Source organism: Bradyrhizobium vignae (genome assembly GCF_900324035.1).
Classification (GTDB): Bacteria; Pseudomonadota; Alphaproteobacteria; order Rhizobiales; family Xanthobacteraceae; genus Bradyrhizobium; species Bradyrhizobium vignae.
In genome coordinates, this window is record NZ_LS398110.1 from 7,824,618 (window position 1) to 7,840,281 (window position 15,664).

General features: G+C 64.3%; 15 protein-coding genes. 9 read left to right on the forward strand and 6 right to left on the reverse strand.

All coding sequences use genetic code 11. From position 1 onward, the window contains the following. Nucleotides 1-221: 221 nt before the first annotated feature. Together BRAD3257_RS37665 and BRAD3257_RS37670 are read left to right on the forward strand one after the other, a co-directional pair. Nucleotides 222-2,327: a HAMP domain-containing methyl-accepting chemotaxis protein gene (locus BRAD3257_RS37665; RefSeq protein WP_122406039.1), complete on the forward strand. Its 2,106-nt coding sequence runs from the start codon at nucleotides 222-224 to the stop codon at nucleotides 2,325-2,327. 43 nt (nucleotides 2,328-2,370) lie between these two features. Continuing rightward, on the forward strand, nucleotides 2,371-2,676 hold the full coding sequence (locus tag BRAD3257_RS37670) for a hypothetical protein (protein ID WP_122406040.1): 306 nt from the start codon (nucleotides 2,371-2,373) through the stop codon (nucleotides 2,674-2,676). 37 nt (nucleotides 2,677-2,713) lie between these two features. Here BRAD3257_RS37670 and BRAD3257_RS37675 read toward each other — a convergent pair whose 3' ends face one another. Further along, entirely contained in the window at nucleotides 2,714-4,372 is a 1,659-nt protein-coding gene (locus tag BRAD3257_RS37675) for an FAD-binding dehydrogenase (protein ID WP_122406041.1), read from the reverse strand. Between the two features lie 265 nt (nucleotides 4,373-4,637). Here BRAD3257_RS37675 and BRAD3257_RS37680 point away from each other — a divergent pair, with 265 nt between their 5' ends. From BRAD3257_RS37680 to BRAD3257_RS37700, 5 genes are all read left to right on the forward strand, one after another. After that, nucleotides 4,638-5,159, forward strand: coding sequence for a hypothetical protein (locus tag BRAD3257_RS37680; RefSeq protein WP_162500495.1), 522 nt, complete (start codon nucleotides 4,638-4,640; stop codon nucleotides 5,157-5,159). 110 nt (nucleotides 5,160-5,269) lie between these two features. After that, nucleotides 5,270-5,464 carry a hypothetical protein gene (locus BRAD3257_RS37685; protein ID WP_122406042.1) on the forward strand — a complete coding sequence of 65 codons (195 nt, stop codon included), beginning with the start codon at nucleotides 5,270-5,272 and terminating at the stop codon, nucleotides 5,462-5,464. A 24-nt stretch (nucleotides 5,465-5,488) separates the two neighbouring features. Beyond that, the gene (locus BRAD3257_RS37690; RefSeq protein WP_122406043.1) at nucleotides 5,489-6,079 is read left to right on the forward strand and encodes an SCO family protein; all 591 of its coding nucleotides are present in this window, start codon (nucleotides 5,489-5,491) and stop codon (nucleotides 6,077-6,079) included. Between the two features lie 233 nt (nucleotides 6,080-6,312). Continuing rightward, entirely contained in the window at nucleotides 6,313-7,173 is an 861-nt protein-coding gene (locus tag BRAD3257_RS37695) for a transporter substrate-binding domain-containing protein (RefSeq protein ID WP_347338416.1), read from the forward strand. A 184-nt stretch (nucleotides 7,174-7,357) separates the two neighbouring features. Then, nucleotides 7,358-9,001: a lysine--tRNA ligase gene (locus BRAD3257_RS37700; protein ID WP_122406980.1), complete on the forward strand. Its 1,644-nt coding sequence runs from the start codon at nucleotides 7,358-7,360 to the stop codon at nucleotides 8,999-9,001. A 111-nt stretch (nucleotides 9,002-9,112) separates the two neighbouring features. Here BRAD3257_RS37700 and BRAD3257_RS37705 read toward each other — a convergent pair whose 3' ends face one another. Both BRAD3257_RS37705 and BRAD3257_RS37715 read right to left on the reverse strand, forming a co-directional pair. Further along, nucleotides 9,113-10,060 (reverse strand): 2-dehydropantoate 2-reductase, encoded by a 948-nt coding sequence (locus BRAD3257_RS37705; protein ID WP_122406044.1) that lies wholly within the window; start codon nucleotides 10,058-10,060, stop codon nucleotides 9,113-9,115. 477 nt (nucleotides 10,061-10,537) lie between these two features. Further along, the gene (locus tag BRAD3257_RS37715) at nucleotides 10,538-11,194 is read right to left on the reverse strand and encodes a S24 family peptidase (protein WP_122406045.1); all 657 of its coding nucleotides are present in this window, start codon (nucleotides 11,192-11,194) and stop codon (nucleotides 10,538-10,540) included. Between the two features lie 295 nt (nucleotides 11,195-11,489). Between BRAD3257_RS37715 and BRAD3257_RS37720 the strand changes: the two genes are divergently transcribed. Together BRAD3257_RS37720 and BRAD3257_RS37725 are read left to right on the forward strand one after the other, a co-directional pair. After that, nucleotides 11,490-11,834 (forward strand): DUF952 domain-containing protein, encoded by a 345-nt coding sequence (locus BRAD3257_RS37720; RefSeq protein ID WP_122406046.1) that lies wholly within the window; start codon nucleotides 11,490-11,492, stop codon nucleotides 11,832-11,834. Next, nucleotides 11,831-12,928, forward strand: a complete 1,098-nt coding sequence (locus BRAD3257_RS37725) for a quinone-dependent dihydroorotate dehydrogenase (RefSeq protein ID WP_122406047.1) — start codon at nucleotides 11,831-11,833, stop codon at nucleotides 12,926-12,928. Before BRAD3257_RS37720 ends, BRAD3257_RS37725 begins: the two co-directional genes overlap by 4 nt. Nucleotides 12,929-13,058: 130 nt before the next feature. Here BRAD3257_RS37725 and BRAD3257_RS37730 read toward each other — a convergent pair whose 3' ends face one another. From BRAD3257_RS37730 to BRAD3257_RS37740, 3 genes are read right to left on the reverse strand one after another with little or no spacing between them, the layout of a single operon-like run. Beyond that, entirely contained in the window at nucleotides 13,059-14,384 is a 1,326-nt protein-coding gene (locus BRAD3257_RS37730) for an MATE family efflux transporter (RefSeq protein ID WP_122406048.1), read from the reverse strand. Between the two features lies 1 nt (nucleotide 14,385). Beyond that, complete coding sequence (locus BRAD3257_RS37735) at nucleotides 14,386-15,120, reverse strand: MBL fold metallo-hydrolase (protein ID WP_122406049.1); 735 nt, start codon at nucleotides 15,118-15,120, stop codon at nucleotides 14,386-14,388. A 26-nt stretch (nucleotides 15,121-15,146) separates the two neighbouring features. After that, entirely contained in the window at nucleotides 15,147-15,452 is a 306-nt protein-coding gene (locus BRAD3257_RS37740) for a DUF6460 domain-containing protein (protein WP_122406050.1), read from the reverse strand. Nucleotides 15,453-15,664: the final 212 nt, after the last annotated feature.

Consider the following 15,664-nt stretch of genomic DNA (forward strand, 5'->3'; position numbering starts at 1 on the left):
AGCGGGTAGCGGGTCGCTGCATCATCGTCCGGATTGCTCGAGCGGCGCGCGCTTCGATCTGTCCGGGATCATTGCCAGCCGAGCACGCCAATGCGCGGCACGATGGGGTATCGCCCAATCCGGTCACGTCAAACGACCGTGCCCGTCTGCGGCATTGTTCGCGCGGGAATTTTCATGCGACGTCTTTAGGCCTGAAGCCCATAACTTCGGAGTGTTTGCCAGTGTCCTATTTCAGATTGCGTATCGGTGGCCGGTTGATCGCCGGATTTGCTGCAGTCTGTGCCATCATCGCACTTTCCGTCGGCTACACCGTATTCGAAGTCGGGCGCATTTCCACGACGGTCAATCGCATGACGAATCTGCGCACGCCCGTCGCGCTGGCGAGTACCGAGCTGATCGGCAACCTCTATTCGACGCTCGCCACCTTGCGCGGCTATTTGCTCAGTGGGAATCCGCAAGGCAAGCTCGATCGCGCGTCGATGTGGAAGGAAATGGATAGGACAGTAGCCGCATTCGACGAGCAGGCGGCGCAGTTCACCAATCCGGAGAACCGGCAGAAGTGGGAGCAGGCCAAGCTGTTGCTCGCCGAATTTCGCACGGCGCAGGACAAGGCCGAAGCGATCGCTTTCACCCCTGATGCCTATCCCGCGACCAAGCTCATGGTCATCGAGGCCAGCCCGCGCGCAGACGTGATCTTCTCCGAGATCACGAAGATGATCGATCAGGAGGAGGCACAGGAAGCGACGCCGGAACGGAAGAAATTGCTCAAGGCAATGGCCGATACGCGGGGCAATTTTGCCGCTGCCACGGCTCAGCTGCGGATGTACCTGCTTTCGGGCGAAAAGACCGACAAGGATAAATTCGTGAGGCCATGGGAAGCCTTTGAGAAAGGCTATGCCGGAGTCAATGCGCATAAGGATCTGCTCACCGCCTCGCAGCAGGCGTCCTTCGATAGGATCGCAAAGGCGAAAAGCGAGTTCGCGCCCCTCCATGAAAGGATCTTCGCGCTTCGCGAGTCCCCGGACTGGAACGCGCCGGTTCATCTGCTGGTGACCGAAGCCGCGCCGCGCGCCGCAAGGATTCTCGACCTGCTCGACGGACCCAAGGGCGTCGATGGCACCCGCTCGGGAGGCATCAAGTCCGATCAGAAACGGATGCTCGCCGAGGAGACGCTGGGCGTGCAGGAGAGCATCTCGCTGCTGAAGCTGGTCTTGTGGACGCTGTTGGCAGCGGGAGTCGGCCTTGGCGGGACAATCGCATTGTTCACGTCCCGCTCAATCGCCGCGCCGATCCGGGGGATGACCTTTGCCATGGGCAAGCTCGCCGGCGGCGACACCTCCACGAAGGTTCCCTGCGTGGGCCGCACCGACGAGGTCGGCGAGATGGCCAATGCGGTCCAGGTGTTCAAAGACAACATGATCGAGGCCGACCGTCTGCGTGCCGAGCAGGCACAAATGGAGGCTCGCGCTGCCGCTCAGCGCAAGGCCGACATGCACAGGCTCGCGGGTCAGTTCGAAGACGCGGTCGGCGACATCGTGAACACGCTGTCGTCCTCGGCGACGGAGCTCGAAGCGGCGGCCCGGACCCTGAGCAAGGCAGCGGACAGCACCCAGGAGCTGTCGAGCGTCGTCTCTGCCGCCTCCGAGGAAGCCTCGACCAACGTTCAATCGGTTGCCTCCGCCACCGAAGAGATGAGCTCGTCAGTGACCGAAATCAGCCGCCAGGTGCAGGACGCCGCCAGAATTGCCGGCGCGGCGGTGGAGCAGGCGCAGAGGACCAATGATCGGGTCAACAGGCTGTCGCAGGCGGCCACCCGCATCGGCGACGTCGTCGAACTCATCAACACGATCGCCGGGCAGACCAATCTGCTCGCTCTGAACGCCACGATCGAAGCGGCGCGAGCCGGCGAAGCGGGGCGCGGCTTTGCTGTGGTTGCGTCCGAGGTCAAGGCGCTGGCCGAGCAGACAGCGAAGGCGACCGGAGAGATCGGTCATCAGATCGCCGACATTCAAGCCGCCACCCAGGAGTCGGTGGTCGCGATCAAGGAGATCAGCGGAACAATCGGCAGGATCTCGGAGATTTCTTCGGCGATCGCATCGGCAGTCGAAGAGCAGGGAGCGGCGACGCAGGAGATTGCCCGCAATATCCAGCAGGCGGCGCAAGGTACCAACCAGGTCGCAGCCAACATCGGCGATGTGAAGCACGGGGCAGCGGAGACTGGTTCGGCTTCGACCCAGGTGCTTGCCTCTGCGCAAATGCTGTCGAGGGACAGCGCACGATTGCACTCCGAGGTCGAGCAGTTCCTGACCACGGTTCGCGCGGCCTGACCCGAAGAGACCAAGACCCCGCCATGATGCATGAGGGAACGCGATGGCCGATCGAAACACGCAAGAAGCGCTAGCGGGGGCGGTCGATAACGTCATCGCGTTGCCGCTTCGCCAAACCAGCCTGGTCGCCGACATCATGAGAGACTGCGATTCGCTGCGGCAAGCCATCGTGACGATGCAGCAATGTCTCGGGGCGCTCGGCGACCTTATCCGAAATCTCGATGACAGGCCGGAGGAGGCCGAGCGACTTCGAGCCCACATGGCCGAGCTGAACGAGCTGTTGTCTCTGCGGCTCGATCAGCTCTCGCTGACCGAACGCCTGTTGCAGGAGATGGTTCGCCGCGGCTGAGGCCGGTGCGCCACCGTGCACCGGCCAGCCTTGTCAGTCACCCAACCGCCTTGGCGGCGGCACGGCCTGCATTGCGCCCGGAGAACAGGCAGCCGCCGAGGAAAGTGCCCTCGAGCGAGCGATAGCCATGCACGCCGCCACCACCGAAGCCGGCGGCTTCACCGACGGCGTAGAGGCCCGGAATGACCCCGCCCTCTTCCCCAAACACGCGGGAGTCGAGATCGGTCTCGAAGCCGCCCAGCGTCTTGCGGGTGAGGATGTTGAGCTTCACCGCGATCAGCGGCCCCTGCGCGGGATCCAGGATGCGATGCGGCGAGGCGGTGCGGATCAACTTGTCTCCGATATAGCGCCGCGCATTATGGATGTTCATGATCTGCGCATCCTTGACGTAAGGATTGGCGATCTCGCGGTCGCGCGCCTCGATCTGCATTTTGATGTGCTCGAGTTTGAGCAGATCGCTGCCGGCGAGCTCGTTCATGGCCGCAACAAGGTCCTCGAGCTTGTCCCGTACGATGAAGTCGACACCACGGCTTTTGAACGCCTCCACCGGCGCTGGCGCGCCCTTGTTGGTGGCGCGGCGCAAGGTCATGCGCCAGCTCTTGCCGGTCAGGTCCGGGTTCTGCTCCGAGCCCGACAGCGCAAATTCCTTCTTGATGATGCTCTGAGTCAGAATGAACCAGGAATAATCATAACCCGTCGACATGATGTATTTGAGCTGGCCGAGCGTGTCGGAGCCCGGGAACAGCGGCGCCGGCAATCGGGTACCGGTCGCGTCGAACCACATCGACGAGGGACCTGGCAGGATGCGGATGCCGTGGCGCGGCCAGATCGGCGACCAGTTCTGGATGCCCTCGACATAGTGCCACATGCGGTCGCGGTTGATCAGCCGCGCGCCGGTCTTTTCGGTGATGCCGATCATGCGGCCGTCGACATGCTCGGGCACGCCAGAGATCATGAACTTCGGGGGATCGCCGAGCCGCTTCGGCCAATTCTGCCGCACCAGCTCGTGATTGCCGCCGATGCCGCCGGAGGCGACGATCACGGCCTGCGCCTTCAGCGCAAACTGGCCGACGATGTTGCGCGAGGAACTCTTTCCGCGCTCGACATCGTCTGGCGCGAGCACGGCGCCACTGACGCCATCCACGGTACCATTGGTGACGGACAGCGCATCGACGCGATGGCGGAACCTGAAAATCAACCGGCCACTCTTCGTCGCCTCACGTGCGCGGCGCTCGAACGGCTCGACGATGCCGGGCCCGGTTCCCCAGGTGACGTGAAAGCGCGGTACCGAATTGCCGTGGCCCATCGCGTCGTAGCCGCCGCGCTCGGCCCAGCCGACCACGGGGAAGATGCGGTGGCCCATCGCGCGCAGCCAGCCGCGCTTCTCGCCGGCCGCGAACGCCACATAGGCCTCGGCCCATTGGCGCGGCCAGAAATCCTCGTCGCGGTCGAAGCCGGCGGTGCCGAGCCAGTCCTGCATCGCGAGCTCAAACGAGTCCTTGATGCCGAGCCGGCGCTGCTCCGGCGAATCGACCAGGAACAATCCGCCGAACGACCAGAACGCCTGACCGCCGAGCGATTGCTCGCCTTCCTGCTCGACGACGATCACGCGCTTGCCCGCGCCGGCGATTTCGGTGGCGGCAACGAGCCCCGACAGTCCCGCGCCGACCACGATGATGTCGGTTTCTTCAGCCATGTGTTTCCCCTTCCATGAGTTCCCCCCTGTAATTGCCCGGATTGAAGCCAGCGGTTGTAACTGAGATCAAGGGTATGGCGCGTAAGACCTCGTTAACGTGTTCCACTTTGGGATAGAGACAGGCGGAGTGCAGCGCGGACGCAACACTGGATTTGAATTTGTTTTGCGCCGGGCGGCCTGCCTAGACAAAACCTTCGTTACAACAGACGCTAGCTGTGCATCACCACCTGACACGCAGATTCGAATACGACTGGGGCGGGGGACAATGAAGTTTCTGACGGGATTGCTTGCGGCGGTTCTCTTGATCGCGGGCATGGGGGCTTCTCACGCGGTGGTTCGGATCGCTGATGACCGCGGCGGCCGAATTGGAACCTACGTCGATAGATACCAGGATCTCAGGCAATCAGGCGAGACCGTCATCATCGACGGCCTCTGCGCTTCCGCCTGCACCATCGTCCTCGGCGCCATCCCACACAACCGGATCTGCGTGACCTCGCATGCGACGCTTGGCTTCCACGCCGCCTGGGATTTCGGCGCCAACGGCCGCGCCGTCACCAATCCTGAAGCAACCCAGATGCTCTATGCGATGTATCCCTCGCAGGTGAGGCGCTGGATCGGCCAGCGGGGCGGGCTTACCCCACGCATGCTCTTCCTGAGGGGCAAGCAGCTCGAGGCCATGTACCGGCCCTGTTATCTGGATGCGCAGGCCTCGACGGCCAAGCCGTCGCGCCGGTCGCTCCCACAAGCGGAGCAACTCGAATCCGCTCGGGGCCAGTTCCTCCACTGATCGTCGCAGCATGACGGCGTCCCTTTGCGCCGCTGACAGCGTCTTGCCGGCAGGCGGCGCAAGGCCTATCTGAAAGCCTGGGAACCGGGACCTTCGTCCCGATCGTTGTCATGGCTCAACCACTACATCCCGCGCATCCACTATCGGACAATTCGCCCACTGCCGGCCGGATGTCATCCGTGCTGCTGTGGGCCGGCGCGGCAATCGGCGGTCTCGTCCTGATTGGCGCGCTGGCGCTCTGGTTCCACTATGGCAGCCAGGTATTCTTCGAAATGCTCAGGACCGGCTTTGCCGCCTGCTTCTGACCTGCGACAGGAAGTTTTTCACCCATGAGCCCCGCCACCCGTCCGCTGGTGATCGCGACTGCCTTTGCCGCAAGCCTCATTGCCGGGCTCCTGATCATGTTCTGGGCCATGGGCGGGGTCAGCAAGGTGGCGCAGCCGGCCGCGATCGGCGGCCCGTTCCAGCTGACCGACCAGAACGGCAAAGCCGTTACGGACAAGAGCCTCAAGGGCAAGCCGACCCTGATCTTCTTCGGCTACACCCATTGCCCCGACGTCTGCCCAACCTCGCTGTTCGAGATCTCGGAAGTGCTGCGGGCGATGGGCAAGGACGCCGATAAGGTCAATGCCGTCTTCATCTCGGTCGATCCCGAGCGCGACACACCGGCGACGATGAAGGATTATCTGTCGAGCTTCGATCCCCACCTCGAGGGGCTGTCCGGCGATCCTGCCGAGACAGCCAAGGTGATCACCTCCTACCGGGTTTATGCCAAGAAGGTCCCGACCAAGGACGGCGACTACACCATGGACCACACTGCGCTGGTCTACCTGATGGATCGCGACGGCCGCTTCGTCTCGCCGTTCAATCTGAAGCGAACGCCGGAAGAGGCGGCAGCTGATTTGAAGCGGTATCTCTGAGGGCCTGATCCAACCGCAGCTGCTTCTTCATCGTCATGCCCGGGACAAGCCCGGGCATGACGACCAAGAGACCTTTACCGAGTCCACAATCGGCACTCGCCTTCGCAGCCGAATGGTCTATAAGGCCCTCCGATCCCAACGAAATTCATTGCTTTCCGGTCGATGGCTTCATCGCAACAGGCGAAATCGTTCAAATCTGCCCGTGGCTTGCTGATGGGGTTGGCCGCCGCCGCGTGCCTGCTCGCAGCCCAGCCTGCCGAGGCCCAGACGCCAGCCAAGCGGCCTCCGGCAGCGCCACAGACCCCCCTCAGGCCGCCCCCCAAGCAGCCCCGCAGGCCGTGCCCGGCTTCTGGGACCCACGTCGGCGACCGGAGCGGCCGGACCTGTCGCGCCTGACCGTGATCCGCTTCCTGACCGAGACCGACTATCCGCCGTTCAACTTCACCGGCGCGGACGGCAATCCGGCCGGCTTCAATGTCGATCTCGCCCGCAGCCTGTGCGAGGAGATCAAGGTCACCTGCACGGTGCAGATGCGGCGTTTCGAGACGCTGGTCGATGCGCTCACCTCCAACCGGGGCGACGCCATCATCGCCTCGATGGCGGTGAGCCCGCAGCTGCGCGCCCGCGTCGACTTCACCGATCCCTATTACCGGGTGCCGGCGCGCTTCGTCTCGCGCAAGGATGCGGTGATGCCGGAGATCCGGCCCGAATATCTCGAGGGCAAGAAGGTCGGCGTCATCGCCGGCTCCGCGCACGAGGCCTATCTCAAGGCGATGTTCACCGATGCCGAGCTGCATGCCTATCCCGGTGACGACGCGATGCGCGCAGCTTTACGAAGAGGCGAGGTCGATTTCATCTTCGGCGACGCCATCTCGCTGGCGTTCTGGATCAACGGCACCGATTCCGGCGATTGCTGTGCCTTTTCCGGCGGCCCCTTCGTCGAGAGCCGTTTCTTCGGCGAAGGCATCGGCATCGCCGTGCGCAAGGGCAACGACGTGCTGCGCCAGGCCTTGAACTGGGCGATGTTCCGCGTCTGGGAAAAAGGCCGCTACACCGATCTGTGGCTGCGGTATTTCTCGGTGAGCCCGTTCTAGTTTCTTCGCTGATCTCTCCGCCGTCATTGCGAGGAGCCTTTGCGACGAAGCAAATCCAGACTGTTTCCGCGGAAAGATTCTGGATTGCTTCGCTTCGCTCGCAATGACGGTGCAAGAGGCTACACCGCCCACAAAATTGCATTCTGCCCGGAAATCGCTATTTTCCGCGGCCCGGAGGCCCCTGATGTCCGTTATCGATCTTGCCGCGAACCCGAGCGACCTGCGTGCGCTCGCCGAACAGTCCAACGCCTGGCCGTTCGAGCAGGCAAAGGCCATTGTCGCGCGGCTGAAGAAAAGCCCGAAGGACGAGGTGCTGTTCGAGACCGGCTACGGCCCGTCGGGCCTGCCGCATATCGGCACGTTCGGTGAGGTCGCGCGCACCTCGATGGTGCGCCATGCCTTCCGGGTGCTGACCGAGGACAAGATCAAGACGCGCCTCTTGGCATTCTCCGACGACATGGACGGATTTCGGAAAGTGCCCGACAACGTCCCCAACAAGGAGATGCTGGCGGAGCATCTCGGCAAGCCGCTGACGCGGGTGCCGGATCCGTTCTCCAACGAGTACCCGTCGTTCGGCGCGCACAATAACGCGCGCTTGCGCGCCTTCCTCGATCATTTCGGCTTCGACTACGAGTTCGCGAGCTCGACCGACTACTACACGTCCGGCCGCTTCGATGCGACGCTGCTGAAGATGCTCGCTGCCTACGACAAGATCATGGCGATCATCCTGCCGACGCTGGGGCCGGACCGCCGCGCGACGTACTCCCCGTTCCTGCCGATCAGCAAGACCACGGGCGTCGTGCTGCAGGTGCCGATGATCCGCCGCGACGTCGCGGCCGGCACCGTGACCTATGTCGATCCAGACACAAACGAGGAAGTCGAGACGACCGTCACCGGCGGCAACGTCAAATGTCAGTGGAAGGCCGACTGGGCGATGCGCTGGGTCGCGCTCGGCGTCGACTATGAGATGGCCGGCAAGGATCTCATCGATTCCGTGAAGCTCTCCGGCGCAATCGCGAAGGCGCTCGGCGGCACGCCGCCCGAGGGCTTCAACTACGAGCTCTTCCTCGACGAGAAGGGCCAGAAGATCTCGAAGTCGAAGGGCAATGGCCTCACCATCGACGAATGGCTGCGCTACGCCTCGCCGGAATCGCTGTCGCTGTTCATGTATCGCGAGCCGAAGGCGGCCAAGCGGCTGTATTTCGACGTCATCCCGCGCAATGTCGACGACTACCAGCAGTTCCTCGATGGCTTTCCGAAGCAGGACGGCAAGCAGCAGCTCGGCAATCCGGTCTGGCACATCCACAACGGCAAGCCGCCGAAGGGCGACATGCCCGTCACCTTCCAGCTGCTGCTCACCTTGGTGTCGTCGTCGAACGCGGAGAACGCCGAGACGCTGTGGGGTTTCATCGGCCGCTATCGTCCCGGCGTGACGCCGCAGACGCATCCGAAGCTGGATGCGATGGTCGGCTATGCCATCAACTACTACCGCGACTTCGTCGCGCCGACGAAACAGTTCCGCGAACCAACCGAGACCGAGCGCGCGGCATTGCAGGATCTGCGCGATGCGCTATCGCAATTGCCGCAGGACGCCACGGCCGAGGACATCCAGAACGTCGTCTATGAGATCGGCCGCCGCGAGCCGTTCCTCGATCAGATCAAGAAGGGCAAGGACGGCCGCCCGGGCGTCACGCTCGACTGGTTCAACATGCTCTACCAGGTGCTGCTCGGCCAGGAGAAGGGCCCGCGCTTCGGCTCCTTCGTCGCCGTGTACGGCGTGCAGAACGCGGTGAACATGATCGACGGCGCGCTGGCGCGGAGCGCGTAGATGCGGCCTGCTTCTACGGCATGATCCGGTGCATCTCGGGATAGCTCGTGAAATTGCTCTCGCTCACGTCGTCCGGATCGAATGCCGGAAGTCTCGGTTTCGATGGTGAGGTCACTTCGCTTTCTCCATCAGCCCAGGGATCGGCGCGGCATCGGCCGCGCGCATCAAGGTCAGCAGCACGCGGCAGAGCGGCGTTGCGATCTGGTGGCGCTCGCCGGCCGCGACCACCGCGCCGGTGAGCGCGTCCACCTCCGAGCGCCGCCCCGCCAGCCGGTCGAAATACATCGAGGTGCCGGCATCGGGCGGGAACGTCATCAGCATTGCCCGCAGCTTCAAGGCTTCGTCGTCTGCGAGCCGGGCGCCGTCGGCGCGCGCGACCGCGGCGGCTTCTTCCAGGGCGGAGAGCACCAGCGAGCCCATGTCCTCGCGCCTGAACACGCCCTGGCGCTGCAGCGTGAGCGCGGTGATCGGATTGGCGATCGCGTTGAGCAGCAGCTTGCGCCAGGCCATCGTCTTGAAGTCGGGGCTGACCAGGATCTGCATTCCCGTGCCTTCGAGCAATTCCACGAAGGCACGGCCACCGGCATCATCGCTCACCGCAAAATCATGGTCGCTGGCGCGGCGGTAGCGCACGCGGTCGGGCGCAAGCCGCTCACCATTGTAATAGACGATGGTCGGCACGACGGTCGCCGCTCCGACGAATGGCGCAAGCCGTTCGGTGTGGCCCATGCCGTTCTGCAGGACCGCGACATGCGTGCTGGCGCCGCAGAGCCGCTGCAGCCAGGGCGAGCTCGAGGCGGTATCCTGCGCCTTGGTGCACAGCAGCACCCAGTCATGGATGTCGGCCTGTGCCGGATCCGTCAATATACGTGGCCGCGCTTCGATCGTGCGGTCGGGACGTTCCACCACCAGCCGCGCAATCCCGCGTCTGACGCAGGCGGTGACGTCGTGCCGGCCGGTCGCATCGAGCGCGCCGGCGATGACGCCGCCAATGCTGCCCAGGCCGACGACGGCGACCCGGCGGCGCCCGGTCGTTGCGGCATGATCGATCGTGGACATCGCGGAACCTCCAGGCATCGCTTAAAATGTATGTTCCCTGGGAGTATTTGCTGAAATTGCGGCGTCAGCCAGCCCGCGCGGCCTGTCCAAACCGCAGGGGCGTGATGCCGTAGCAGCGCCTGAAGTGCTTGTTGAGTGCGGCCTGATCGCAAAATCCCGCCGCCGCGCGCTGTCCGCCAGCGAACGACCGTGTCTCAGGAGACGGCAAGCCGCGTTGAGCCCGATGTGCACGAGATAGGCGTGCGGGGTAAGGCCAACCGCGCTTGACCAGCTCGCCCGCCACGCAGGGCTCGCCATTTTCCAGCTGATCGGGCCTTCAATGCGTGACGGTGACTCATCATCTTCCCCCTCGAGACGAATTTGGTCGGCAATAGGGGGCGCAACCTGTGCGAGAGCGGCAGTGAGTCGCAAGGTCGCGGCAGACAAAACGCGGCCTGGCTGATGTCGTCGCCTGATCACGACGTCGGCGGGAAACAATCACTGGCTTGCCCACAGGATGCGCGCGATCCACGCGACATCGCCGGCCGCCATCGTGCGATCGGCCTGCGTCCCATCGAGCGGCTCGAGCTCCAGCGCCTTTGTGGTGCGGCGCTTCAGCGTCGCGACCGTCATCTCACCCGCTTTGCTCCTCACCACCACGCGATCGCCTTTGCGGATCGGCGCGCCGGGTGAGACCAGGACGATGTCGCCGTCGCGATAGACAGGCGCAAGTGCATGGCCGGAAATCTCCAGTGCAAACGTGTGGCGGTCCTCGGAGGTGGGAAGCGCGATTTCGGTCCAGCCCCTGCCGGATGGAAGGCCGGCCTCGTCGAAAGCGCCGCTCGTTCCGGCCTGCGCGAGGCCGAGCAGCGGCACCGAACGGCCGTCGCCCGCGCGGTCGTCCTCAATCAATTTCGCAAAGCTGTCGATCGAAGCGTCGGCGGCGGCCAGCGCCTTTGCGATCGATTCGGTCGAAGGCCAGCGCTCGCGGCCGTCAGCGGTAATGCGCTTGGACCTGTTGAAGGTGGTGGGATCGAGCCCCGCACGCTTGGCGAGGCCGGACGGCGACAATCCGGCGCGCGCCGCCAGCTGATCCAGCGCGGCCCAGATCTCGCCGTGAGTCAGCATCCTCTGCGCTTTGGCCTGTCTGACCATGGAAGGTCCAGCCCGTCGCAACTCAGGAAAACTGTCCTCAAATCAACCGGTTTTCCGTTTTTCGCGCAAGGGGCAGCGGGCGAAAGCGTTTTCAATCGAAATGGCTATCGGTTCGCGTCACGAAAACGCGTCAAAACAGGAATCCAGAGCGCCGTTTCCGATTTCATCGGACCGGAAAAGGCTCTAGGTCTTGAGTTCGGAAGGGCCGGCCTTTACGGTCGCGCCCGGGTTTCGAAGACCCGCGAGAGACGAAAAAACCCAAAAGACTCAAAGAACAAACAAGGCTGCGTAAGCGGTGGTCAAGATCTACAAAATCTGTCCGGCCTCGGCCTGGCGCGAGGCGGAACGGCAGGGCGTCTACCGCGGCAGCGCGGATGACGCGCGCGACGGGTTCATCCATTTCTCGACCGCCGCCCAAGTTCCCGAAACCCTGCGCAAGCACTATTTCGGACAGCGCGCGCTGTTCCTGGTCGAGGTCGATGGCGATGCGCTGGGCAGCGAGCTGCGCTGGGAACGTTCGCGCAACGACGAGCTCTTTCCGCATCTCTATGGCGAGCTCGATCTCGGCGCGGTGATCGCGGTATTGAACCTCAACATGCGCTCCGACGGTGGTCACGATGTGCCGGAGCTCGCCCCGTGATCCGCGCGTTCGACGCCTTTTCGCTGCCGGTGCTGCGCTGGCTCGATCCCGAGGACGCGCATCGCCTGGCGATCCAGGGCCTGCGCTTCCTGCCACCGGTCAAGCCGCGTGCCGACGATCCCAAGCTCGCGGTGCGCGCCTTCGGGCTGAACTTTCCCAATCCGATCGGCATGGCCGCGGGCTTCGACAAGAGCGCCGAGGTACCGGACGCGCTGCTGCGGCTCGGATTTGGCTTCGTAGAGATCGGCTCGGTGACGCCGAAACCGCAAGAAGGCAATCCGCGGCCGCGGCTGTTCCGGCTCGAGCGCGACGAGGCGATCATCAACCGCATGGGTTTCAACAATGACGGCGCGGAGGCAGCCCTGCGCCGGCTTGCGGCGCGCGCGCAGCACGGCGGCATCGTCGGCGTCAATGTCGGCGCCAACAAGGATTCGCCGGACCGCGTCGCCGACTACGTCAAGCTGATCGAGACCTTTGCACCGGTCGCAAGCTATTTCACCGTCAACGTCTCTTCGCCGAACACGCCGGGCCTGCGCAATTTGCAGGAAGGCGCACTGCTCGACGACCTGCTCGTACGCGTGATCGACGCGCGCGAGCGGGTGCGTCAGAAGGCCGGCGACACGCCGGTGCTGCTCAAGATCGCGCCGGATTTGAGCCTTGCCCAGCTCGACGACGTGGTGCAGGTCGCGCGCTCGCGCCGGGTCGACGGCATGATCGTCTCGAACACCACGATCGCGCGGCCGAGCACGTTGCGTGAGGAGTCGCGGGCGAAGGAGCAAGGTGGCCTGTCCGGCCGACCGCTGTTCCGCCTGTCGACGCGGATGGTTGCGGAAACCTATGTGCGCGTCGAGGGCGCATTCCCGCTGATCGGCGTTGGCGGCGTCGACTCGGGCGGCGCCGCGCTGACCAAGATCCGTGCCGGCGCCAGCCTGATCCAGCTCTACTCATCGCTGGTCTATAAGGGTCTCGGCCTTGTCGACGAGATCAAGCGCGACCTGACCTCCACGCTGCTCCGGACGGGGCGGGATTCGCTGTCCGAGATCGTCGGCGCGGATGCGGCGACACTCACCGCGGAAGACTGGCCGAGGATGTGAGGCGGTCTCGTGCCCCGGACGCAGCGCAGCGCTCCTTCAGCGGTGCGCTGCAGAGCCGGGGCCCATACCTGCTGGGTCCCGGCTCTGCGTCGCGTCAATTTCATGCCGCGTCGCGTCCGGGACACGACGGCTAGATTTTCGAAAACGTCGCCCCGTAGAGCGCCGGATAGCGCGCGCCCTGCAAGCCGCCGCGGGCGACATAGAACGCGATCAGCGCGCTCCACAGGCCGGCATTGCCGAACGATTGCAGCGCCAGCCAGACGCCGAAAAAGATCGCCAGCGATAGCAGCATCAGATTGCGCATCTCGCGCGCCCAGGTCGCGCCGACATAGATGCCGTCGAAGCCGAAGGCGAACACACCGGGAATGGGCGCAAGCACGATGAACGGCAGGAAGTCGCGCGCGACGCGGCGAACATCCTCACTCGCCGTCATGACATTGATCAGCGCTGGCCCGAACAGCGCAAACAGCACCGCGACGACCAGCGCAAAGCCGAGGCCCCAGAGCAGCACCAGCCGCATCGAATCCGCAAAGCCTTTTGGATCGCGCGCGCCAAAGGTGCGGCCGCAGAGCTGCTGGGCTGCATTGGCGAGGCCGTCGAGAAAGAAGGCGCTGACCAGGAGGAAATTGTTGAGCACGGAGTTCGCCGCCAGCGTGACGTCGCCCGCGCGCGCGCCCTTGGCGGTGAAGAACAGGAACACGGCGATCAGCGCCGCGGTGCGGATCATGATGTCGGAATTCACCGCCAAGAGCCGCATCAGCTTGGCGCGATCGAACAGCGTTGCGCGAGGCACTTTGAAGCCGCCGGTCGCATAGCGACGGCAGACGATCACGCCCAGCACGAAGCCTGTCGTCTCCGACAGCAGCGCCGCGATCGCCGCGCCGGCGATGCCGGTGTCGTAAACCAGCACCAGCAGGATCGTCGCCACCATGTTGATGAGGTTGATGACGACCTGCAGCGCGAGCGCCGGATTGGCGCGGGCCTGCCCGACCAGCCAGCCCAGGATGACGTAATTGGCGAAGGCAAACGGCGAGGACCAGATCCGGATCATGAAGTAGGTCTTCGCAGCCTGCGTCACGCCCGCGCTGCCGCCCATCAGGTCGAACAGCAGGCCCCCCAGCGGCAGCTGCAGCGCAATCAGCGCCGCACCGATCAGGCCCGCGACGATGAAGCCGCGCACCAGGATCACGGTCTGCTCGCGCGTCTCGCCGGCGCCCAGCGCCTGCGCGGTGAACGCAAGCGTGCTCATGCGCAGGAAGCCGAACAGCCAGAACAGGCAGTCGAAGATGACGGAGGCCATCGCGACGCCGCCGAGCAGTGCGGCATCGTCGAGCCGGCCGATCGCGGTGGTCGAGACCACGCCGATCAGCGGCGTCGTGAGGTTCGCGACCATCGCGGGACCCGCGATGGCGAACACCTGGCGGGAGCCTATCCTGGGATGAACCGGTGCGTGCATGTCAGAACACGAGCACCATGCGGTCTTCGGCGGCGAGGTGTTCGATTTCATCCAGACGCGTCAGCATGTCGTCACTCATATGGGTGAGGACCAGCCGCTTGGCGCCGATTTCGGGCAAATGCTGTTCCAAAGTCTTCAGGCTGAGATGGTTCTTGACCACCTTCTCGTACATGTAGGCCTCAGCGATGAAAAGGTCCGCGCCATGCGCCAGCGGAATGAGCGTCTCCGTCCATTCGGTATCGGCGCTGTAGGCGAGCGTGCGGCCCTCGACCGCGACGCGATAGGCGAGGAATGGACCGCCGGATTCGCCGTGCACGACCGGATAGGGCGTCACCGTCACGGCGCCGAAGCTTCGGCTTTGCTCGGGTGCGAGTTCGACCACGTTCAGCTCGAAGCGCTGCTTGGTCTTGGAGGAATGCTCGAACAGGGCTTCCATCACTTGGGCAAGCCGCGACGCAATGCCTTGCGGACCCGCGATCGTCAGCGGCCGCGTCCGCCGTGAGAATTGCGCGTCGAGCAAGACAAACGGCAGCCCGGCAAAATGGTCGCCGTGGAAATGCGTGATCAGGATCAGGTCGATCTCGTTGCAATCGATCTCGAGCCGCTTCAGCGCCGGCAGCGCCGACGCGCCGCAATCAATCAGGAAGTTGGCTTCGCGTCCCGAGACATGGAAGCAGGTATTGAGCCTGCCACCGGAGCCGAAAGCGTCACCGCAGCCGACGAAACGCAGTTGCATCGGCTGCGCACTCCCTCAATCACACCTTACCGGCCGCGCGGCGCGCCGAACACGCGCGAGAGCAGCCAGATCGGAATCACGATGACCGCGCCGAGCAGGAAGTAGCGCCACAGCCAGTTCACGGCATCGAAGCCGAGATCCCAGAGACGCTGGAACAAGAGGCGGATGCTGTGGATGATGTTCCAGGGGTCGAAGCCGATCGCCGCCAGCACGACGCCGACCAGGATCGAGAGCAGCACCAGGCGGAACGCGACGGTCAGCGGCGAGCCGCCGAGAAAGCGGTGCAGGCCGTCGCTGCGGCCGGCCGGCAAATCTCTGACGTCTTGGACCATCACAAACTCCTGAAGGCGGATTCGACCCCATTATAAGGCACGGCGAGGCACATGGGGAACCCGCAACCGGGCGTCAATCGGGTTACGGGAGTTTAATTCGGGCAGTGCGCCGGGCCACCTCTCCGCGGGGCGATTGCGAGTGTTTCCCTGCGGCCATTCTTCGAGACGCCCGTTTTAGGCGGGCTCCTAGGATGAGGACGGAGTGCGGGGTA